Genomic DNA, 21306 nt, shown 5'->3' on the forward strand with positions numbered 1-21306 from the left:
ACCCCCCGCCGACCGCAAAGCCTCAACCCGCCCCAACAAACCCGTCACCGGCACCACCAAACCAATTGCCGGCCGCGCCTCATACTCAGCCGTCAGCTTGGCGATCTCCTCGCGCACTCCGGCGATCGCCGCGAGCCGGCCTTCCTCAGTAGCCCTTGAGGAACCGAACCCGGCTCCGCCGTAGTTCTGCGCCGCCTCCGGCGTCAGCAGCCGCTCCAGTTCGGGCAGTCCGACCCCGAGCGCCCGCGCGATCTGCGGCCGCTTCCCGGGCAACGGGGTGGTGCACCCGCTCTCCCAGCGCACGACCGTGGACACTTCCACCCCAGCTCTGACCGCGAACGCCTCCTGCGTCAGACCGGCTGCCTCCCGCGCGCGGGCCAGTCCCGCGCGGCGGAGCCGGGTCTGCCGGGTCTGCCGGGTCTTGGCCATGAGTGCCCCCTTCCGTACGCCAGCGGACCGCAATCAGCAGTATGCGGACAGTCAGCTATATCCGTCAGCATACTTATAGGTCAGGGCACTTGTCGCATGGTCCGTGCATGGTCGGCGCACAGTCGGTGCGCTTCCCGGACAGGGTGTTTTCGGCTTGGGTATTCGGCGTTTGGTTCGGGCCCTGACAACAGGCAACACAGAGGCGGTGGCAGTCGGTGTGCACACACTGCACGGCCCGCTTCGCGGTACCCGCGATCAGTTCTCCGCAGGGCGGAGAGATCCCCGCGTGGTGAAGCGAAAAGGGTCGGGCGAGGGCCACCTCAAGTTGATGTGGGACCCCGCCGGCCGGGACCAGTGGCTGGCGGCCACCACCCAGGAGTTGCGCATGGGCCGGTACTCGCTGGCCGGTGAGCTGCTGGCCGACCGGCAGGCCCATGAGGACGTGCGGGACTACCGCTACCTGATCCTGGCGCAGATCGCGGCGTCCAACGGCGTGGACACCGCCTGGCTGGCCGAGGTGCCGGACAGCACCGAGGCGCTGCTGCTGCGGCTGCGCACGAACGTGATCAGGGCCCTGCAGGCGCACCGCGCGCAGCACCCCAAGGCCGAGGGGCTGGTCGAGCTGGCCAAGGCGCAGTGCATGGAGGCCGCCGAGCGGTTCCCGGAGGACCCGCTGCCCTGGATCGCGTTGCTCCAGCTGGCACCCGCGGCGCCGGACAACATCCCGGGCCCGCCGGAGCTGGCGATCGCCGGCCCGTGGCGGACGATGGGCCAGCTGTGGCGGCGCGACCCGTGGAACCGGGAGGCGCACCACCGGCTGCTGACCGCGGTCGGGCCGAAGAGCGGCGGCTCGGTGTCCGCGGTTTCGGGGGTCGCGCACTGGATCGTCAGCCAGGCCCCGACCGGCTCGGCGCTGCTCGTGCTGCAACTGGTGGCCTTCATCGAGGCGTTCCGGCACCAGTTGGAGCAGAACAACCTCAACAAGATCCTGCTGACGTACCGGAACTGGTCGACCGCGTATGCCGAGCAGGAGACGGAACGCTGCTACACCCAGTGGTTCGCGGCGAATGGCGGAACCGGCGCGCTGCTGCCGGACCTGCACCACCTGGCACACGCGCTGTGGGCCGGATCGCAGTGGCAGCCGGCGAGTCAGGTCTTCGACGCCATCGGCCCCTACGCGCTGACCACCCCGTGGTCCCTGCACGGCAACCCGGAGCAGGTGCTCCTCATGGCCCGGGAGCGCTGTATGTCCGGAGTCTGATCAGGAACGTCGAGCTGTCTGCACAGCCCCGCCGCGTACGCCCTCACGTGGCTTGTCCCTCGTATCCCCCTTCCCCTTGAAAGGTACGAAAGATGGCGACCGACGCCGGTCCGACAAGCCGCCAGGGCACCTCCCTGGAGATCCCCGACGACGACCAGACCCTGAGGGAACTCGGTTATCCCCGCCAGCTGTCCCGGCGCGTCAACGCGTTCGGGAACTTCGCCATCTCGGCGACCATCATCAACTTCATCTCCGGCGTGCTGACCGCGCTGGGCCTGGCCATGGTCTCCGGCGGCCCGCGCATCATGGTCTTCGGCTGGCTCGTGGTCGGCATGCTGGTGCTGTTCGTCGGCGCGGCGATGGCCGAGATCACCTCCGGCTTCCCGACCTCGGCGGCGCTGTACTACTGGTCGGCGAAGCTGGCCAAGCGGCACAACGCGGGCTGGAGCTGGTTCACCGGCTGGCTGAACTTCATCGGCCAGATCGGCGGCACCGCGGCCACCGACTTCGCGCTGGCGAACTTCGCCGTGGCGCTGGCCACCTTGCAGTGGCCGAGCTACAACCCGCACCCGGGGCAGATCCTGGCCATCTACGGCGCGATCCTGCTGATCCACGCGCTGCTGAACACCTACACCGTCGGGCTGGTCGCGCTGTTGAACAAGATCAGCGTGGCCTGGCTGCTGGTCGGGGGCCTGGTGATCGTGTTCTACCTGATCGTGTTCCCGGCCCACCACAACTCGGCGAGCTTCGCCTTCACCCACTTCGTGAACGGCACCGGATTCAAGTCCGGCATCTACGCAGGCATGATCGGCCTGCTGTTCACCAGTTGGACGTTCACCGGCTTCGACGCCTCGGCGCACATGTCCGAGGAGACCACCCACGCGGCGGTCTCGGCGCCCAAGGGCATCGTCCGCTCGATCGCCTTCTCCTGGGTCGCCGGCCTGGTGCTGATCCTGGCCCTGACCTTCTCGATGTCGGCGGCCAACTACTCCAACGAGGCCGGTGCCGGGGAGCCGGCCGCGCAGATCTTCGTCGACGCCCTGGGCCTGTCCACCGCCAAGGTCCTGCTGCTGGTGGTCTGCGGCGCGATCTTCTTCTGCGGGCTGGCGAACATGACCTCCAACTCCCGGCAGATCTTCGCCTTCTCCCGGGACGGCGCGATCCCGGGCAGCAAGTGGTGGCGCACGGTCAGCAAGCGCACCCACACCCCGGTGAAGTCGGTCTGGTTCGCCGCGGTCGGCGCGTTCCTGCTGGGGGTGCCCTCGCTGTGGAACACGGTCGCCTTCCAGGCCATCGTCTCGGTCAACGTGATCGGCCTGTTCGGCTCCTACGGCGTGCCGATCTTCCTGCGGCTGCGCCGCGGCGCCGATTTCACCCCGGGCCCGTGGAACCTGGGCCGCTGGAGCCGACCGGTGACGCTGGTCGCGATCACGTGGATCTTCCTGAGCAGCATCCTGTTCCTGCTGCCGCAGCAGTATCCGATCACCCACAAGACGTTCAACTACGCCCCGGTCGCGTTGGCCGTCGTGCTGTCCATCGCGACCGTATGGTGGTTCGTGACGGCCCGGCGCACGTATAAGGGCCCGATCAGCTACGGCACCCCGGAGGAGCTGGCCGCGATGGAAGAGGACTTGTAGACGTGGATCGGGACGAGACGACCGAGCTGGAGATCGTCCGGGCCGGCGCGGCCGACTGGCCGGTCTTCGAGTCCTGGGCCGCCGGCGAGGGCTGGAACCCCGGCCCCGCCGACGGCGGCTGCTTCCTGGCTCAGGACCCTGACGGCTTCTTCCTGGGCCGGATCGGCGACCGGCCGGTGTCGGCGGTGTCCGTGGTGAACTACGGGGACACCTTCTCGTTCCTCGGGTTCTACCTGGTGCACCCGGACTTCCGGGGGCGGGGCCACGGCTACGCCACCTGGCAGGCCGGGCTCAAACACGCCGGCGACCGGGTCATCGGGCTGGACGGCGTGCTGGAGCAGCAGGACAACTACCGCCGCTCCGGTTTCCAGCTCGCGCACCGCAACATCCGTTACGTCGGTGCAGTGGAAACCGAGGCTCCGTCGACTGGGAACGGGCCGAAGATCCTGCCCGCCGGCGAGATCGCGCAGAGCACGATCCAGGCCTACGACAGCCGCCGCTTCCCGGCCGAACGCCCGGTTTTCCTCGCCCGCTGGCTCGCGGCGCCGGGGCACATCGGGTACGGCGCGGTCTCGGACGGCGAACTCGTGGGCTACGGCGTCATCCGCCCGGCCCCGTCGTTCGCCAAGATCGGCCCGCTGTTCGCCGACACCCCGGAGATCGCCGACGAGCTGTTCAGGACCCTGGTTTCCGGACTCGCCGCGGCCAATGGCGACGGGACGGCGGCCGAAGTCGCGCTGGACGTCCCCGAACTCAACCCGCAGGCCGTCGCGCTGGCCGAACGCCACGGCATGAAGCCCAGCTTCGAGACCGCCCGGATGTACACCGGCCCGGTACGCGATATCAATCTGGTGACGGTCTACGGAATCACCTCGTTCGAGCTGGGCTGACCCGGCGGGGCCCGGTAGAGTCGACGGAACTTCACCGGGCCCCGCGTAGGGACTGACCGACGCGGTCGGCGACGCCTCACCACCCTTGAGACGTGACCGCGCCGGAGCGGCGGTTCGGAGCCGCAATGGAAGTGGCGCCCTCGCTACGAGGACGCCACTTCTTTGTTGGACGCCCGCCGATCGCATGAGTGTGCGGACACCCCTGGCGCGGTGCGCCGACGGCGCTTCGAGGTTCGGCCGCACCCGACCACGTCCCCTCCCCTCCCGGATGGCTCAGCCCGGATGGCTCAGCCCGGAAGGCGCGCGCCTCGGCCGCGCCGGATGCTGCGAGGGTGTCGAGCTACCTGTTCCGAATCGCCCGCTGGGCCTTCCGTCGCCGCCGGCTAGTGCTCGCGGTGTGGGTGATCGTGGTCGTGGCCATGATCGCCGTGGCCGGGGCGAGCGGTGGGAAGACCAACGACTCGTTCACGATCCCCGGGACGGAGTCGCAGCGGGTCACGGACTTGCTGAAGGTCAAGCTCCCCGCGCTGAGCGGGGCCCAGACGACCGTCGTGTTCGCCGTGCCGAGCGGGACGAAGGTCACCGACCCCGGGCCCAAGGCCGGCATCGAGCAGGCTGTGACGAACCTGGAGAAGGTTCCGGGGGTCGTGCAGTCGGCGGACCCGTTCCAGGGCGGTCCGATCTCGCAGAACGGCCAGGTGGCGCTGGGCAACCTCCAGTGGAGCCAGCAGCCGCCGGATATCAAGGACTCCGCGCTGGACGACGTGAAGGCCGCCGTGGCGCCGGCCCGCGCGGCGGGTGTGCAGGTCGAGTACAACGGCAGTGTCTACCCCGGCTGGCGGGTCGTGCCCTCGGAGCTGCCGGAACTGGTCGGCCTGGTGATCGCGTTCTTCATCCTGCTGATCACCTTCGGCTCGCTGGTGGCCGCCGGGCTGCCGATCATGACCGCCATCATCGGCGTGATCACCACGGTCATGGCGGTCACCGCGCTGGCCGCGGTGATGACCATCGCCTCCACCTCGACGACCGTCGCGATCATGCTGGGGCTGTCCTGCGGCATCGACTACGGCCTGTTCATCATCCACCGGCACCGGGACGGTCTGCTGCGCGGGATGCCGCCGGAGGAGGCCGTGGGCGTGGCGGCGGGCACGGCCGGCAGCTCGGTGGTCTTCGCCGCCTGCACGGTCATGATCGCGCTGTGCGGGCTGGCGGTGGTCGGGATCCCGTTCCTGACGATCATGGGTGTGGCCGCCGCGGGCGCGGTGTTCCTGGCCATGCTGATCTCGCTGACGCTGATCCCGGCGATGCTGGGCTTCGCGGGCGACAAGCTGAAGAACTTCTCCCGGTTCCCCTTCGGCAAGGAACACTCCCAGCGCATCGCCCACCAGACCGTCCAGGAGCCGGAGACGGCCGCCGGCTGGCGCTGGGCCCGGTTCGTCGTCCACCACCGGATCCCGGTGCTGCTCGCCGGCGTGGCGCTGTTGTTGCTCCTGGCCTCGCCGGCCCTGAAGATCCAGACCGGCCTGCCCGGCGCGTCGTCGAACCCCAAGAGCGACACCTCGCGCAAGGCCTACGACATCACCACCGCGAACTTCGGCCCCGGGTTCAACGGCGCGCTGCTGGTGGTCGCCGACGGGGTGTCGTCCCAACAACAGGTGTCGCAGATCGCCGCCGGGCTCGCCAAGCAGCCCGGGGTCGCGGTGTCCACCCCGGCGGCGCTGAACGGCAGCACCGCCGTGATCAAGGTCGTGCCGACCACCGGCCCCAGCGACCCGGCGACCGCGACCCTGGTCCACCACCTGCGCGACAACCGCGCCGCGATCGCCGCGGGCAGCGGCGCGAACGTGCTGATCGGCGGCGTCACGGCCTCGAACATCGACGTGTCCTCGAAGCTGAACTCGGCGCTGCCGATATTCCTGATCGTCGTGGTGGGACTGGCCTTCATCCTGCTGACCTTCGCCTTCCGCACCATCTGGGTCCCGATCAAGTCGATCATCGGCTTCCTGCTGTCGGTGGCCGCGGCGCTGGGCGCGCAGGTCGCCCTGTTCCAGTGGGGATGGGGCGAGAAGATCTTCAACATCACCAAGTCCGAGACCATCAGCTTCCTGCCGATCATCATGATCGCGATCATCTTCGGACTGTCCAGCGACTACGAGATCTTCGTCGTCAGCCGGATCAAGGAGGACTTCACGAAGAACGGGAACGCGGTCGAGGCGGTCCGGCGCGGCGCCGGCACGGCCTCGCGCGTGGTGACCGCGGCCGCGCTGATCATGTTCTCGATCTTCGTGGCCTTCATCGTCTCGCCGACCCCGACGATCAAGGCGATCGGCTTCAGCTTCGCGGCCGGTGTGTTCCTGGACGCCTTCGTCGTCCGGCTCACCCTGGTCCCGGCGGTGATGGCGCTGGCGAAATCGGGATTCTGGTACCACCCGCAGTGGTACTCCAAGTACGTCCCGGACCCGGACATCGAAGGCGAGAAATTGCAGGAGCAGCTGGCGCACGGCGGGGTGGAGGTCACGCCGACTCGGGGCGATGGGACTGCTCCACGCGAGTGAGGGCCCTCGTCGGTGAACAACGGCCGGCGGCCGCGGCGATCATGGTGGTGATCGCCGCGGCCGCCGGTTTCGGCGTGTCGCCGAGTGCTCCCTGCTACGGCGCGACCGCGCTGAACGCCGCGTAGTATCCGCCGCTCTGGCCGTCGGCGGTCGGGTGGTAGGAGTCGCCGACGTCGGTGACGTCCACCGAGTGCAGCCACTCGTTGAAGAAGTCGCACAGCTCGTGCCCGTGGAACTGGCCGCGGACGTCGGCGAAGGTGTCGCCGGCGTTCTGGGCCGCGGCCGAGATCTGGGTGTCGAGCAGGTCCGCGGCGTTGTTCAGCGCGGAGCGGTCGGTGCCGCTGAGGCCGGGGCAGTACCAGGAGTGGCCGAGGTCGTACAGCTCCGGGTAGCCCAGGACCACGACGTGCGCGGACGGCGCGGCCTTGCGGATCGCGGCGAAGGTGGTCGCCAGCCGGCCCGGCAGGATGGTCTTGGCCTGCGTGGTCGCGGTGTTGATGGCGGCCAGGCAGGCGCTGTCGGAGTCCAGCACACAGGTCTCCATCACCGAGGAGAAGCCGACGTCGTTGCCGCCGATGGTGATGCTGACCAGGGTGGTGCCGCTGCTCAGCGCCGAGATCTGGTTGTTGAGCACGTCTTGGGTGGTGGCGCCGGAGCAGGCGACGGAGACGTAGCTGGCCGGGTGGCGGCTGTTCGCCCACAGTTGCGAGTAGGCGTTGGTGCTGCGGTCGCAGCTGCCGCTGGACGAGGTGTAGTTGCCGGCGCCGACGCCGGAGGAGTAGGAGTCGCCCAGGGCGACGTAGTGGTCGGCGGCGGTCGCCGAAGCATTGGTGGCCATGAGCGTGACGGCCGCCGTGGCCGCGGCCGTCAGCATGAACAGGCCACGCCGGAAGCCGCGACCGGAAGCCGATCGCCGCCGATGGTGAGCAGCAAACACTGGATGCCTCCACATGAAGGTGGGGATGTGGGGTGGCGCACTGAATTGAATAGCACGAGATCAGGGCCCTGGGAAGGATAGTTTCGCTCAAGTCCCCGGCGACGGAACCAACAAACGAAACTTCGGAGTACTCCTTGTGACCTGTTGCCGTCCAAGGTGCTCTCGACCTGCTCGGACATGCCGACGGCGGCCGGGTCGCCCACTGCCCGGCCGCCGCGCGCGTTCAACTGCTCAATGGGCGGGTGCGAAGATCCCCTGGCCCGGCGCGAGGATCCCATATGGGTCAAAGCACTGCTTCGCGGCCTGGAATCCCCGCCACCGCGCGCCGTACTGGGTCCGCCAGTCGGCCGGCGTCATCGGGATCGCGCCGACCGGGTACTGCGTGCCGCCCGCGGCCTGCACCCGCAGATACAGATCGCGGTTGGCTTGCAGCAGCTGCGGCGCCGGCAGCGCGCCGCCGTCCGGGGCGGCTGTGCGCAGCACCGCGAACAGGAAGGCCAGTTCCCCCTCGGGCACCGACAGCAGGGGAGCCGTGAGCTTCGCGGTCGGCACCGGGTAGAGCAGCACCAGGCCGCTGGCACCGAGATCGGCCGGGGTGGTGCCGGCCATGGTGTCCGTGACCAGGGCGTCGGTGGCGGCGTCGGGGAGGAAGCCGTTGAACCAGGGGTGCGGGTCGTACCACTCGCCGCTGGCCTTCAGGGCGGCCACGGTCGGCGCGAGGTCGTCCACGAAGGCCTGGTAACCCGAGTCCTGGATCTGGGGCGGGCCGACGTAGGCCAGGTCGCCGATCAGGGCGTTGTCATCCGGCGGGGTGGTGTCGTAGAACGCCGATCCTTCGAGGATGTACTGCCAGCCGCCGCCGCTGGCCGGCAGGACCGTGCCCTCCAGCCAGTCGAAGCGGCCGTCGCCGACGGCCTTGCGCTGCGCGGCGGTGAGGGCGGCGACGGTCGGGTAGGCCAGCGAATAGCTGCGGACCGAGGTCGGCGCGGGGACCAGGCGGATCACGGCGCGGGTGATGACGCCGACCTGGCCGAGGCCGGACAAGGTGGCGTGGGACAGGTCCGCGTTGTGGCCGGCCGAGCAAGTCTGGACGCGGCCGGTACCGGTGACGACGTCGAGTTCCAGGACGTTGTCGACCTGCGCGCCGTGCTGGTGCGAGGCGCCGCCGAGGCCGCCGGCGATCAGCGTGCCGCCCACGGACAGCTCGATGTAGTCGGTGAACACCGGCGGGGTGAGGCCGTGCGCGAGGCTCGCCGCCAGGACCGCGCTCCACACGGCGCCGGCCCCGACGGTCGCGGTGCTCGTCGCCGGGTCGACGCTGATCGTGTCCAGCGGCCCCAGGTCGATCACCAGGCCGCCGTCGACCTGGGCCTGGCCGTAGGCCTGGTGGCCCTGGCCGCGCGGCGCGACCGGGATGCCGAGCGGGCCGCAGAAGGCGATCATCGCCGCGATGTCGGCGACCGAGCCGGGCAGCAGCGCCGCCTTCGGGGTGCGGTGGACCAGGTGGCCGTAGTCGTCTTCGTAGGGCGCCAGGTCCGCCGGGTCGATCAGGAGCCGGCCGTCCAGGTGCGGGGCGCGCCGGAAGTCCGCGGCCGCCCCGGTGCCGGCTCCCTGGTCCGCCCCCTGGTCCGACCCCTGGTCCGCTCCGATGCCGGCCGGGGCTTCGGCGGCCCAGGCGCGGGAAGTGACGTCGAAGCCGACGGCCAGCGTCCCCACGCTGACAGCGCGGATGAACGAGCGACGGCTGTGCTGCGCGTCGATGCGCATCAGTCCCACCCTTTCCCGAGGAAATGAAGACCCCTGATAATACGGACATGGTCATCGGAAATCCGGGCTCGGCGGCACGCGGGGAGCCGGCCGGCGAAGCCGATCGGGCGTGGATCGAGCGGGAGCGGGATCAGGCGCGCGCCTGGGAGGCGATCGGCGCGCGCTACGACGAGGCCTTCCCGCACAAGGACGGCCAGCTCGCGATGGTGGCGACGCTGCTGGAGCTGCTGCCGCCCGGGGCGCGGGTGCTGGACATCGGTTCGGGGACCGGGCTGCCGACCGCGCGTCAGTTGACCGCCGCCGGCTGCCGGGTGACCTGCCTGGACATCTCGCCGCGGATGCTCGGGATCGCCGAGCAGAACGTGCCGGAGGCGGAGTTCGTCCTCGGGGACGTGATGGATCTGTCGGCCGACGGGCCCGGGTTCGAGGCGGTGACGGCGTTCTTCGTACTGCTCCATCTGCCGCGGGAGAAGGTGCGGACCGCGCTGGGCCTGATCGGCGAGGTACTGGCCCCCGGCGGCTGGTTCGCGGTGGCGATGGTCGAGGGGGATGTGGACGACGTCCCGATCGCCTTCCTCGACAGCCGGATCCGGGTGACCGGGATTCTCCGCGACGATCTACGAACCCTGTTGTCAGAGTCCGGATTCGTCATCGGGCACGAGCAGGTCCTCTCCTACGCGCCGGAGACGACTTCGGCCAAACCGGAGATCCAGATGTTCTTTCTCTGCCACAAGGCGGACGAACGGTCCTAGACTTCGCACACCAGTATCGGGCCGGAGCGAGAGCAACTACCGAAGTGCAGCAATCAGAGCACGAATACAGCCGAGTGCTGACCTACAGGGGGGATCGACGGGAGCGGGACGGGGACCGCGGCCCACACGGTGAGGCGGAAGGGGAGCGTGATCGGGGACCGGAGCGTGACCAGGGGCGCGAACCGCTGGATCTGCGCGACCACCTGTCGTTCCTGAACGACGCGACGACCCGGATCGGCGCCGCCGGGGACATGGTGGCGATCGCGGCGCAGTTCGCCGCGGCGTTGGTGCCGCGGCTGGGCGACTTCGTGTCCGTACATCTGCTGGACGCGCTGTTCGTGGACGGCGCCCCGGCTCCGCCGGCGCCCGGGGCCACCGCGTCCAGCCTGGTGCGGCGGGTGGCGGTGGCCCACGACGAGCCGCTTGAGCGCTGGCAGGCCCTGGTGCCGGAGGGCGCGGTGCAGATCATGCACGACACCAGCCCCTGCCACGAGGCGATGGCCACCGGCGTGCCGGTGTGGCTGGATCGCGTCACCCCGGACCGGGCCGAGGCGATGGCGCTGTCCCACTCCCCCGGCGATCTGTATCCGCTGGTCGCCGAGCGCGCGTATCTGGCCGTGCCGCTCGTGGTGCGCGGCCGGGTGCTGGGCTGCGTCGCCCTGACGCGGCGGCCGGGGCGGGCCGAGTTCGACGAGGTGGACGTGCTCACCGTCGGGCAGTTGGCGGCGCAGGCGGCGCTCGGCGTCGACAACGCGCGGCTGTTCCGCGGTCAGGTGGCCACGGCCGCGGAGTTCCGGCGCGGGGTGCTGCCGACCACGCCGCCGACGCTGGCCGGGGTCGAGGTCGCGCACCGGTATCTGCCGGCCAACCCGGCGGTCGAGGTCGGCGGCGACTGGTTCGACACCATCGCGCTGCCGGGCAGCCGGGTGGCGATCGTGATCGGCGACGTGATGGGGCACGGCGTGCGGTCGGCGGCGGTGATGGGGCATCTGCGGATCGCGGTGCAGACCCTCGCGGCCCTGGACCTGCCGCCGGGACAACTGCTGCGCCAGCTGGACAGCCTGGCCCTGCAGTTGGGCGACGACCATCTGGCGACCTGTCTGTACGCGGTCTACGACCCGATCGCCTCGACTTGCGTCATCGCCAACGCCGGGCACCTGGCGCCGATGCTGGTCCGTGCCGACGGCCGGGTGGAGCAGGTCGAGGTGCCCAGCGGCGCGCCGATCGGGGTGGGCGGCGTGGCGTTCGACACCGCCGAGATCCCGATCGGCGACGGCGACGTCCTGGTGCTGTACACCGACGGGCTGGTCGAGGCCCGGGGCGACGACATCGACGACCGGATCCGTGCCCTCGCCGAGTGCCTGGAGCTGGCCGCGCAGCCGTCGGTCGAGCCCGAGACGCTGTGCGAGACCCTGCTGACGATGCTCGACGGGGACAAGCACGAGGACGACGTCGCGCTGCTGGCGGCCCGGCTGAAGGGCATCCCGGCGGAGGACATAGCCAACTGGTTGCTCTCCCCGCTGCCACCGACGGTGCCGCGGGCGCGGCGGCTGGTGCGCCAGACGCTGGCCGGCTGGGGGCTGCCGGACGGGGTCCGGGACACCACCGAGCTGCTGGCCACCGAGCTGCTGACGAACGCGGTGCGCTACGCGCACGGCCCGATCGAGCTGCGGCTGCTGCGCACCGGGACGCTGCTGTGCGAGGTGCGCGATGACGACCACTTCCTGCCGATCCTGCTGGAGGCCGGCGATCTGGACGAGGGCGGCCGGGGGCTGTTCCTGGTCAGCCAGCTGGCGCAGCGGTGGGGCGTGAGCCGGACGGCGAACGGGAAGGTGGTGTGGTTCGAGGTGCCGTTGGAGGAGGCGCGGGTCGTCGGGGGCTGACGGCTGGCGCGTGATGGCCGGTGCGTGATGGTCGGTGCGTGATGGTCGGTGCGTGATGGTCGGCGTGTGCGTTCGGCGGCGGCGAGGCCGTAGGCGGCTGCCAGGATCCTGACTTGGTCGGCTTGGCGCGCGACGGATACCGGCTGCTTCGAGGCGATGCACCAGGTCCACGCGGCGTAACCGACGTCTTCGAGCGGGTCGCCCGGGGCCGCGGTGTCGAAGTCGATCCAGGCGACGGGGATGCCATCGCGGAACACGGCGTTGTTGGGTCTGCCGCGATCTGCTCGTCAGTCCAGACCTGGAACCGTGCGGGCACCTCGCCGGGGAGGTAGCTGAAGAGGTCTGCTCCGTCCTGTTGGCCCAGGTAGCGGGGCGCGCCGCCGAAGCCCCGCTGTTCGAGCAGCCGCAGCAACTCCGCCACTAATCCGGGCGGGCTGTCGGGGGTCGGTCCGATCCTGCATAGCCTCCCGCATCGCCCGAACGGTTCCCTGCGCGTGCCGTACGCCGCAAGTCGGCGGATCGTGCGGACTGTGAGCCGCTATTCGTATGAACTCGCCCGTGATCGGGATCTCGACACGGACAGCACCGAGGACCAGTTCTGGCACGTCGTGCGCATCGATGACGCGGACGATCCGCCGCACCTGCACGCGTTGTGCAACCGGCGGCTGGTCGAGCCGGTGACGCGGTGGCGGGACTACTCGGTGGAGCGCATGGTCGACGTCATCTGCCACCAGTGCCTGACCGGGTATGTCGCCGAGGCGGGAAGCCAAGCGGGATGAGGGTGGCGGGCCCTAGACTCCGCGAGTGAGCGATCCGTTTGAGACAGCAGCCACCCGTTCGCGGGTGCTGGAGGCCTGGGTGGCCTCCCCCGTGCGGTTCCGTGAGGATGCCAATCTGGAGGAGGACTTGGTCCTCGGTGGGTACCGGGACCGGGTGGTCGTGGAGTTGGCGCAGAACGCCGCCGACGCCGCGTTGCGCGCCGGGGTGAGCGGGCGGTTGCGGCTGACGCTGGCCGGCCAGACCCTGACCGCGGCCAATGTCGGCGCGCCGCTGGACGCGGACGGGGTGACCGGGCTCTCCACGCTGCGGGCCTCCGGCAAGGTGGCGGAGGCGGGGCCGGGGCCGGAATCGTCGGCGGACCCGACGGACCCGACGGACCCAGCGGCCTCGGCATCCTCGGCATCCTCGGCATCCTCGACGGGCACTAGCGATTCGGCAGCCTCGGCAGCGGCGGCGGCCTCCCCGGTCGGACGCTTCGGCGTCGGCTTCGCCGCCGTCCTCGCCGTCTGCGACGAGCCCTCCGTACTGTCCCGAGACGGCAGCGTCCGCTTCTCGGCCGCCGACGCGCGCCGCGAGGTGGAACGGGCTGCCGAGGGCAGCGCCGGGCTCCGGGCCGAGCTGACGCGCCGTGGGGGCCGCACGCCGATACTGCGGCTCCCGTTCGCCGCCGACGAGCGGCCGCCGCAGGGCTTTGACACCGCGGTCGTCCTCCCGCTGCGCGACGACGCCGCGCGCAAACTGGTCGCCACCCTGCTGGCCGGCGTGGACGACGCGCTGCTGCTGGCGCTGCCGACGCTGGCCGAGATCGTCGTGGACGTGGACGGGGACGTGCGCCGGCTGACGGCGGCCCGCGACGACGACGGCGTGTGCACCATCACCGACGGGACCGAGGTGTCCCGCTGGCGCACCGTCTCGGCGAGCGGGCAGGTCGCGCCGGAGCTGTTGACGGATCGTCCGGTGGAGGAGCGCGCGCGGCCGAGGTGGGCGCTGACGTGGGCGGTGCCGTGCGACGCCGCCGAGGAGCCCCGGCGGCCCGAGACCGCCCCGGTGTTCCACGGCCCGACGCCCACCGACGAGCCGCTGGGCCTGCCGGCGTTGCTGATCGCGACGCTGCCGCTGGATCCGACGCGGCGGCGGCTGGCGCCGGGGGCGCTGACCGACTTCCTGCTCGACCGGGCCGCGGACGCCTACGCGGAGCTCGTTCGGCGCTGGCCGTCGAAGAGCCCTGGTCTGCTCCGGCTGGTGCCCGGTCCGATCGCCGACGGTCCGGTCGACGCCGAGCTGCGGCGGCGGATCGTGGCGCTGCTGGCGCAGTCGGCGATCCTGCCCGCGGCCGAGAGAACAGCCGTGAACGCGGTGAACGCGGTGAACGCCGATAACACCGATCGCGCAGAGGACGCCGAGGACGCCGAGAAATCAGGGGCCGAAGAAGCCCCCTCGCTCCTCATCCCGCGAAACGCCGTCGTCCTCACCCCGAACTCCGCGGCCCTGGTCGCCGCGCTCGAAGCCGTGATCCCGGGCCTGCTTCCCGCCGGTTTCGAACGGGACCAGGCCGCGCTGACCACGCTCGGCGTGCGCGGCATCGGCCTCGGGGACGTCGTCGAGGCCGTCGCCGGGCTCAAGCGCGAGCCGGCGTGGTGGGCCGCGCTCTACAGCGCGCTGAACGGGGTGTCCGGCGACGATCCCCTTGCGTTCGACGCCCTTTCGGCCCTGTCTGTACCTCTGGCCGACGGCCGCACCGTCCGCGGACCGCGCGGCACACTCCGTCCGGCCACCACCCTCGACGAGGCCACCCTGGCCGCCCTCACCCCGCTCGGGCTCCGCGTCATCCACCCGCAGGCCCTCGGCGACGGCGCCCGCCTGCTGGAGCGGCTGGGTGCGCAGCCGGCCGAGCCGCGGGTGATGCTGGCCGATCCGGCGGTGCTGGAAGCCGTGGAAGGCGCCTACGATCCGGCGCCGCTCGACGACGACACCGCCGACCCGCTCGCGATCGCCGAGGCGGTCCTGGCTCTGGTCCGGGCCGCCGGTCCGCGCCCCGGGGAGCGCTTCGGGCTCGGCCGGCTGCTGCTGCCCGAGGCCGACGGCGGACTCACGCCCGCCAACGAGTTGCTGGTGCCCGATTCGGCGCTGGCCGGGATCGTCGATCCCGAGTTGTACGGGTTCGTCGACCCCGCGTGGGTGGAGCGCTGGGGGTCCGGGGTCCTGCACGCCGCCGGCGTTCCGGACAGCTTCCCGGTGCTGCGCGACACCGACGTCCTGCTCGATCCGGACACGCTCGACGACGAGTTGACCGAGCTGGAGGGCTTCGAGGACTGGGCCGAGCACGTGGAGGCGTTGTGCCCGCCGGATTCCGCGCCGGTGGTGCTCGCCGAGCTGGCGGGCGTCATCGGGCTGGAGACCGTCCGGCCCGAGGCGTGGCCGCAGGCTTTGGAACTGTTGGCCCGGACTCCCGCGCTGCGCCAGGCGGTGCTGCGTCCGGCCCAGCTCGCGCTGGCCGACGGCGGCCGGCTGACGGTGCCCTCGGCCACCGCGTGGTGGCTGAGCCGGACGCCGGTGCTGGCCGGCAAGTGTCCGGCCGATCTGCTCATGGGCGAGGACACCGCGCTGGCCGGTCTCTACGACGCCCTGGGCCCCGCCGACGCGGGCGCGCTGGCCAACGACTTCGAGTTCCTGACCGCGTTGGGCGTCAAGACCACCGCGCGGGAGCTGCTGGCGGTGCCCGGCGGTCCGGACGAGTTGCTGGACCGGCTGGCCGATCCGGACCGGCCGGTGAGCCGGAGCCAGCTCACCGATCTGTACTGCACGCTGGCCGAGGTGCCCGCCGACCAGGTCTGTCCCCCGGATCAGCTGCGCGCCACCCTGGACGGGGAGCTGGCGGTCGCCGAGGCGGACGAAGTGGTGGTCGTGGACGCCCCGGATCTGCTGCCGCTGCTGGCCGGCCGCCCCTACCTGCCGATCCCGTTGCGGCACGCGCACGCCCTGGCCGATCTGCTCGATCTGGACCTGGCCTCGGAGGTGATAGACGCCGGGGTCGACGAGGCCGGACAGGTACGGGACGTGCCGGACGCCATCAGGGCCCTGCTACCGGACGCACCGGGCACCTACGTCGAGCACGACGACCTGATCCTCGCCGACGGCACGGAAGTGGACTGGCGGGTCGCCGACGGTGTCGTGCACACCTCCACCTTCGACGGCCTGGCGCGCGGACTGGCCTGGGCCGCCGGGCGGTGGGAGCAGCGGCATCTGGTGTCGGCGATGCTCGCCGAGCCGGAGCGGACCGCCGATCTGTTGGTGGAGGTCGACTTCGAGTAGCGGCGGTAGCGCCCCCGCCGCGGAAAACACGTGGCGGGACAACGAAAAGCCGGCCGCCCGCGCATTCGCGCGAGCGGCCGGCTTGGTCGTGCTGGGAGACTCAGTCCCGGGAGACTCAGTCCCGCCTCACTGCCCGGCGGCCGAGATCCCGGCGGCCGACCCGGCGAGCCAGGTCTGCCAGCTCTCGTTCCAGTCGGTGTACCCGTTGCCGTTGTGCACCTGGTCCGGCTCCCCGTTGATGGTGACCGGGTCGCCGATGTTGATGAACTTGTAGAACCACGTCGCGTCGGCCGGCTTCAAGTGCACGCAGCCGTGCGAGGTGTTGTCCGTGCCGATCGAGTTGTCCCACTCCGCCTGGTGGATGTACGTCCCCGAAGGCGTCAGGTGGACGTCGTTGTACACCTTGAGGTCGTAGTAGTTGCCGACCCCCGGGGTGCAGCTGAAGCCGGGGACCGAGCAGGACTTCATCTCGATCAGCGGTTCCTTGTCCAGGACCACCATGGTGCCGCCCCACGTGCTGTAGCCGGACATGCCGGTGTCCGTGGGGATCTCCTTGATGTCCTTGCCGTCCTGGTAGACGTGCATGGTGTAGTCCTTCGTGTCCACGACGGCGCGCTGGTCGCGGCCGATGGTGAAGCCGAAGCTCTTGGTGAACGAGCCGTACGTTATGTCACCGGCCTTGACGCCGTTCAGGTTCATCGCCACCTGGACCTTGGTGCCCGAGGCCCAGAAGCTCTGCGGACGCCAGTCGACCTGGGTGGCGGTGATCCAGCTCCACGCGCCGTCGACGTGCGGCGTGGTGGTGACCACCATCGCCTTCTCGACGTTCGCGCGGTCCTTCTCGTTCGGCGGGTTGGTGAAGGTCACCGAGACCGGCTGGCCGACGCCGACCGTCATCCCGTCGTCCGGGAAGTAGCTGTGCAGACCGAGCCGCTTCTGCGGGGTCAGCGTCGTGAACTTGTCCGAGATGTCCTTCTCGGCGCCGGTGGAGTCGAGCGCCTTGCCGGTCACCGTGTAGCTGCTGGATATCGCCAGCGTGCCGGTGGAGGCCCAGGAGGAGCCGTCGGCGGCCAGCGCGCCGGCCACCTTGTCCCCCTGGGCGTCCTGTGCCGACACCGACTCGATCTTCCCCCCGGCGGCGCTGATCTGGATGCCCTGCGCCGGGTCCACGTTCGCGGCGCCGTCGGCCGGCTTGGCGCTGAGCACCAGCGGCGTGGCCGGCGCGGACGGCGTGGTGGCCGTCGTGCCGGTGCCGCCGGCCGCACCGGGCGCGGAACTGCCGTGGGCGACCGGGTTCAGCGCCGACGGCTTGGAACCCGACGAGCTGCCGCAGCCGGCCGCCAACAGCGTCGCCGCGGCGGCGACCGCGGTCAGCTGGGCGGCGCGGCGCCATGCGGGCCGGACGGTGACGCGCCGGGCGGCGCCGGCGACCCCCGCCGAACCGCCCCTGCCGTGCTGACGTGCCACAAGCCCCTCCTTGTATGAGCAAGAATCCGTAGCCAGGTAAAGCCTCTGATGGCTTATGAGTACGTAGCGTGACAAGTCCGGCACAGCGTGTGGCGGGCCGGACTCGGCAGGATTCCGTACACCCATCTAGACGTCAAGGCCCACGCTGAGGTTGCTGGCGAATCCCGCGGAGAGCCTCATCGTGACAGTTCCGGTACAAACATGCGAGGTTCACCGGTCCTGAGCTCGATATTCACCCCTTGGCACCGCACGGTTGGCGGCCATTTGTCCGTTGTCAGACACCGGTTCCCCCGGGCATTCTCAGGCCGTTGATAGGTGTCCGTTCGGACGTTTCCAAGTATCGATCGGTGCCGCCCACCGGTGATATCCCAGCCTGGGGTCTCGCGGTAAGGCCCGATCTGACAGACCCTCAAAATTCTTCGCCGCTTGTGCTGGACAGCCTTCCGTGAGAGCGCTTTCATAAGCATGCGCGCGCAATGGTATAGACCTCGCGGACGCGGGATGACCGGCTGTGTGAGTCGCGGATCCGGGTTCCGACGCCGCGGGCTTTCGTGGTGCGTCAACTCAGGAGAGACCCCATGACACCATCCCCACCGCAAGCCCCCCGCACCGTCCGCAAACGCTTCCGGCGCCTGGCCGCCCTGGCCGCGCCGCTGGCCGTCGCCCTCGTCGCCTGGGCCGCCGTGCCCGGCGGCGCGGTCCAGGCCTCGGCGCCCCCGCCGCCGTCGGGCTGGAACCAGGTGTTCCTCGACGACTTCGGCGGTGCGGCCGGCAGCGGCATCGACGGACAGTGGATGTACGACACCGGACCGGGTTCCAACTTCGGCACCGGTGAGATCGAGACCATGACCAACTCGACCAGCAACGTCCACCTGGACGGCAACGGCAACCTCGACCTCACCGCACTGGGCAGCGGGAGCAACTGGACCTCCGGCCGGGTGCAGACCACCTCGGCCAACGTCGGGGCGCCGGCCGGCGGCAAGCTGATGGTGACCGCCTCGATCCAGCAGCCCAGCGGCGGTCTGGGCTACTGGCCGGCGTTCTGGATGCTGGGACCGGGCCAGTGGCCGGAGAACGGCGAGATCGACATCATGGAGGATGTCAACGCCCTGTCCGAGGTCGCCGGCACCATCCACTGCGGCACCGACCCGGGCGGGCCGTGCAACGAGGGCAACGGCATCGGCAGCGGCCTACAGTCCTGCGGCGGCTGCCAGTCCGGCTTCCACACCTACTCCATGGTGCTGGACCGCACGGACACCTCGAACGAGTCCATCACCTTCTACCTCGACGGGAACCAGTACTTCTCGGTCAGCGAGGGCCAGGTCGGCACCGCCACCTGGCAGCAGGCCTACGACCACAACCTGTCGATCATCCTCGACCTGGCGATGGGCGGCGCCTTCCCGAACGGCGTGTGCGGCTGCACCACGCCGACCGGCGCCACCTCCTCCGGCGGCACCATGCAGGTCGACTACGTCGCGGCCTACACCACCGGCGGTGGCGGCGGCACGCCCCCGCCGCCGCCGGGCAGCGGCCCGATCTACTCCGGCGTCGGCTCCAACATCTGCCTGGACGACCGGAGCTCGAGCACCGCGGACTACAACCCGGTGCAGATCTACGGCTGCAACGGCTCAGTTGCACAGCAGTGGTCCGTGGTGCAGGCCGGCAGTACTCTGCATGTCCTGGGCAAGTGCCTGGACGTAGATGCCGCCGGCACCGCCGACGGGACCAAGGTGGACCTGTACGACTGCAACGGCACCGGGTCGCAGGTCTTCATTCCACAGTCCAACGGATCGCTCCTGAACCCACAGTCCAACAAGTGCTTGGACGTGCCCGGGGCGACAACTACGTGGAGCACGCAGGTTCAGATCTATGACTGCAACGGCAGCAACGCCCAGAAGTGGACGCTTCCGTAATCTGATCGGTTAGACCGCGCGACCCCGGACACCTTCGTGTGCCCGGGGTCGCGTGCTAGTAGACGGGGTAGCACATGATCAAACGCAGAACACTGACTGTCGTCGCCACCGTGTGCGCTGCGGGGTTGTCGGCGGCTTCCGTGTCGTCGGCGTCGGCGGTGTCGGCGGCCTCGGACTCGAACTCAACCTCAACGTCAACCTCGGGATCGGCCTCGGGATCGGTACCGGGATCGGTATCGGGGACCGACCTGAACGCCGGGACCAATTCGTGGACCACCGCGGTCGGCGACAACGGGGACGTCACCGGCGCGCACAGCGTCAGCGGCCACATCCACGGGTTCGTGTGGCACGGCGGGACACTCGTGGACCTGCCGCCGGGAGCCAACCAGGACTACAGCATCGCCAACGCGGTGGACGCCGGCGGTGACGTAGTCGGGACCGGGGGGAACTACGGGTTCGGATACGTACACGCCTACGAGTGGAAGGGCGGCAGTCCGAACGGCACCGATTTCGGCGCCCTGTACGGCAACAGCTTCGCCAACGCCGTCAACACCGGCGGGGAGATCGCCGGACAGTCGCAGACTTCTCTGAGCGTCACCGTCGGGGCGTTGCTGAACAGCGGGGTGCCGACCGTGCTCCCGGACCTCGGCGGCAGCTACACGGCCCCGATGTATCTGAACGACGCGGGCACGGCGGCCGGCTACAGCCTGACCCCGTCCGGAGACCAGCACGCGGTGGTGTGGATCGGCGGGAAACTCACCGATCTCGGGATCGGGACGGCCGCCGGGCTGAACGCGCAGGGACAGGTGCTGGTCGCGAGCGCGCAGGGCAAGGGCGCTCCGTTCCTGTGGACGAACGGGGTCCAGACGACGTTCGGCGCCGGGGTGCAGACGGTGACCGGGCTGAACAACGCCGGGCAGGTGGTCGGGACGTTCCTGCCGGCCGGGTCCACGACCGCGCACGGGTTCGTGTGGCAGAACGGGCAGCTCACCGACCTCGGGGCGGCGTTCTTCCCGACGGCGGTGAACAACGTCGGGCAGGTGCTCGGCAACACCGCGGCGGACTCCTACGGGCTCGGAGTGGTCTGGTACCAGGGTCAGGTCACGACGCTGACGCCGACCAGCGGGCAGTACAGCGAGCCGGAGCAGTTGAACGACAACGGGTTGGTGGCCGGGATCGTGCAGGGGACGCAGGATGCCACTGTCTGGCAGCTGCCCGCGGTTTCGGGCGCGGCGCTTCACAAGCGCGGCGGCTGAGCGCGACGGTTTGATTCGGTTCTTCACGCGGCCTTTTGACGCAGCCGCTTGACGCGATCTTTTGACGCAGCCATGTGACGCGGTCGTTTGATTCGAGCCCGGGCTGGGGTGTCGACCCCGGTCCGGGCTCGCGCTTTGGTGCGGGCCCGGATCAGGATCTGGGCCCGGATCAGGCTCTGGGCTCGGTCAGGATTCGGGCGGAGTCGGATGGACGGCCCGGCTGACGATCGCCGCCGGCTCGTACGCGAACAGCCCCCACACCGCCGCGACCGTCGGGTGCGCCGGATCGGCTTGGTAGGACAGCCAGCACGCCCAGCGTCCCCGGTGCGTGAACCAGCACTGGATGTGGCCGGGGAACCAGCACCCGCCGACCCGGACCCAGATCGCGTTCTGCCGCGGCTCCACGCGGCGGGCGTCCCGCGGCGAACGCGGCAACCGGCGGGCGTCCCGCCAAGGCCCCGCCGCAC

15 protein-coding genes and 1 pseudogene are annotated in these 21306 nt (G+C 70.5%); 10 read left to right on the plus strand and 6 right to left on the minus strand.

The window, feature by feature from the left end; genetic code table 11:
- On the minus strand, positions 1–429 hold a 429-nt coding region (locus IZR01_RS35850), incomplete at its 3' end, for a helix-turn-helix domain-containing protein (RefSeq protein WP_194926429.1).
- A gap of 328 nt (positions 430–757) precedes the next feature.
- Here IZR01_RS35850 and IZR01_RS35855 point away from each other — a divergent pair.
- The 4 genes from IZR01_RS35855 (at position 758) to IZR01_RS35870 (ending at position 6772) form a co-directional block, all read left to right on the plus strand.
- Entirely contained in the window at positions 758–1690 is a 933-nt protein-coding gene (locus IZR01_RS35855; RefSeq protein WP_194926430.1) for a hypothetical protein, read from the plus strand.
- Positions 1691–1782: 92 nt separating this feature from the next.
- Positions 1783–3327, plus strand: a complete 1545-nt coding sequence (locus IZR01_RS35860) for an amino acid permease (protein WP_194899358.1) — start codon at positions 1783–1785, stop codon at positions 3325–3327.
- Between the two features lie 2 nt (positions 3328–3329).
- Positions 3330–4217: a GNAT family N-acetyltransferase gene (locus IZR01_RS35865; RefSeq protein WP_194899359.1), complete on the plus strand. Its 888-nt coding sequence runs from the start codon at positions 3330–3332 to the stop codon at positions 4215–4217.
- Positions 4218–4549: 332 nt separating this feature from the next.
- Positions 4550–6772, plus strand: coding sequence for an MMPL family transporter (locus tag IZR01_RS35870; protein ID WP_194926431.1), 2223 nt, complete (start codon positions 4550–4552; stop codon positions 6770–6772).
- A 94-nt stretch (positions 6773–6866) separates the two neighbouring features.
- Here IZR01_RS35870 and IZR01_RS35875 read toward each other — a convergent pair whose 3' ends face one another.
- Both IZR01_RS35875 and IZR01_RS35880 read right to left on the minus strand, forming a co-directional pair.
- Positions 6867–7646, minus strand: a complete 780-nt coding sequence (locus IZR01_RS35875; protein ID WP_194891014.1) for an SGNH/GDSL hydrolase family protein — start codon at positions 7644–7646, stop codon at positions 6867–6869.
- 294 nt (positions 7647–7940) lie between these two features.
- Positions 7941–9476: an FAD-binding protein gene (locus tag IZR01_RS35880; RefSeq protein ID WP_194926432.1), complete on the minus strand. Its 1536-nt coding sequence runs from the start codon at positions 9474–9476 to the stop codon at positions 7941–7943.
- 47 nt (positions 9477–9523) lie between these two features.
- Between IZR01_RS35880 and IZR01_RS35885 the strand changes: the two genes are divergently transcribed.
- Positions 9524–10228, plus strand: coding sequence for a class I SAM-dependent methyltransferase (locus IZR01_RS35885; protein ID WP_194926433.1), 705 nt, complete (start codon positions 9524–9526; stop codon positions 10226–10228).
- Between the two features lie 74 nt (positions 10229–10302).
- Positions 10303–12111, plus strand: coding sequence for an ATP-binding SpoIIE family protein phosphatase (locus IZR01_RS35890; protein ID WP_194926434.1), 1809 nt, complete (start codon positions 10303–10305; stop codon positions 12109–12111).
- 149 nt (positions 12112–12260) lie between these two features.
- On the opposite strand, the pseudogene IZR01_RS54490 reads toward IZR01_RS35890, so the two are convergent.
- Positions 12261–12368, minus strand: a pseudogene (locus tag IZR01_RS54490) (phosphotransferase); the annotation flags it as partial.
- 273 nt (positions 12369–12641) lie between these two features.
- Between IZR01_RS54490 and IZR01_RS35900 the strand changes: the two are divergent.
- Entirely contained in the window at positions 12642–12890 is a 249-nt protein-coding gene (locus IZR01_RS35900) for a hypothetical protein (RefSeq protein WP_194926435.1), read from the plus strand.
- Between the two features lie 25 nt (positions 12891–12915).
- Complete coding sequence (locus IZR01_RS35905) at positions 12916–16203, plus strand: molecular chaperone Hsp90 (protein ID WP_194926436.1); 3288 nt, start codon at positions 12916–12918, stop codon at positions 16201–16203.
- A gap of 126 nt (positions 16204–16329) precedes the next feature.
- Here the strand turns inward: IZR01_RS35905 and IZR01_RS35910 are convergent, their stop codons facing one another.
- On the minus strand, positions 16330–17670 hold the full coding sequence (locus tag IZR01_RS35910; protein ID WP_194926437.1) for a L,D-transpeptidase: 1341 nt from the start codon (positions 17668–17670) through the stop codon (positions 16330–16332).
- A gap of 578 nt (positions 17671–18248) precedes the next feature.
- Here IZR01_RS35910 and IZR01_RS35915 point away from each other — a divergent pair.
- Both IZR01_RS35915 and IZR01_RS35920 read left to right on the plus strand, forming a co-directional pair.
- Entirely contained in the window at positions 18249–19583 is a 1335-nt protein-coding gene (locus IZR01_RS35915; RefSeq protein WP_194891008.1) for a glycoside hydrolase family 16 protein, read from the plus strand.
- Positions 19584–19657: 74 nt separating this feature from the next.
- Positions 19658–20839 carry a hypothetical protein gene (locus IZR01_RS35920; protein ID WP_194926438.1) on the plus strand — a complete coding sequence of 394 codons (1182 nt, stop codon included), beginning with the start codon at positions 19658–19660 and terminating at the stop codon, positions 20837–20839.
- A gap of 186 nt (positions 20840–21025) precedes the next feature.
- On the opposite strand, the gene IZR01_RS35925 is transcribed toward IZR01_RS35920, so the two are convergent.
- On the minus strand, positions 21026–21306 hold a 281-nt coding region (locus IZR01_RS35925), incomplete at its 5' end, for a hypothetical protein (protein WP_194926439.1).

The sequence above is a fragment of the Catenulispora pinisilvae genome, from assembly GCF_015356865.1.
GTDB lineage: Bacteria > Actinomycetota > Actinomycetes > Streptomycetales > Catenulisporaceae > Catenulispora > Catenulispora pinisilvae.

Coding starts and splice junctions, on each gene's coding strand:
- IZR01_RS35860 (WP_194899358.1), top strand. CDS start 1,783: ATGGCGACCGACGCCGGTCCGACAAGCCGCCAGGGCACCTCCCTGGAG.
- IZR01_RS35875 (WP_194891014.1), bottom strand. CDS start 7,646: ATGCTGACGGCCGCGGCCACGGCGGCCGTCACGCTCATGGCCACCAAT.
- IZR01_RS35855 (WP_194926430.1), top strand. CDS start 758: ATGTGGGACCCCGCCGGCCGGGACCAGTGGCTGGCGGCCACCACCCAG.
- IZR01_RS35885 (WP_194926433.1), top strand. CDS start 9,524: ATGGTCATCGGAAATCCGGGCTCGGCGGCACGCGGGGAGCCGGCCGGC.
- IZR01_RS35920 (WP_194926438.1), top strand. CDS start 19,658: ATGATCAAACGCAGAACACTGACTGTCGTCGCCACCGTGTGCGCTGCG.
- IZR01_RS35880 (WP_194926432.1), bottom strand. CDS start 9,476: ATGCGCATCGACGCGCAGCACAGCCGTCGCTCGTTCATCCGCGCTGTC.
- IZR01_RS35915 (WP_194891008.1), top strand. CDS start 18,249: ATGACACCATCCCCACCGCAAGCCCCCCGCACCGTCCGCAAACGCTTC.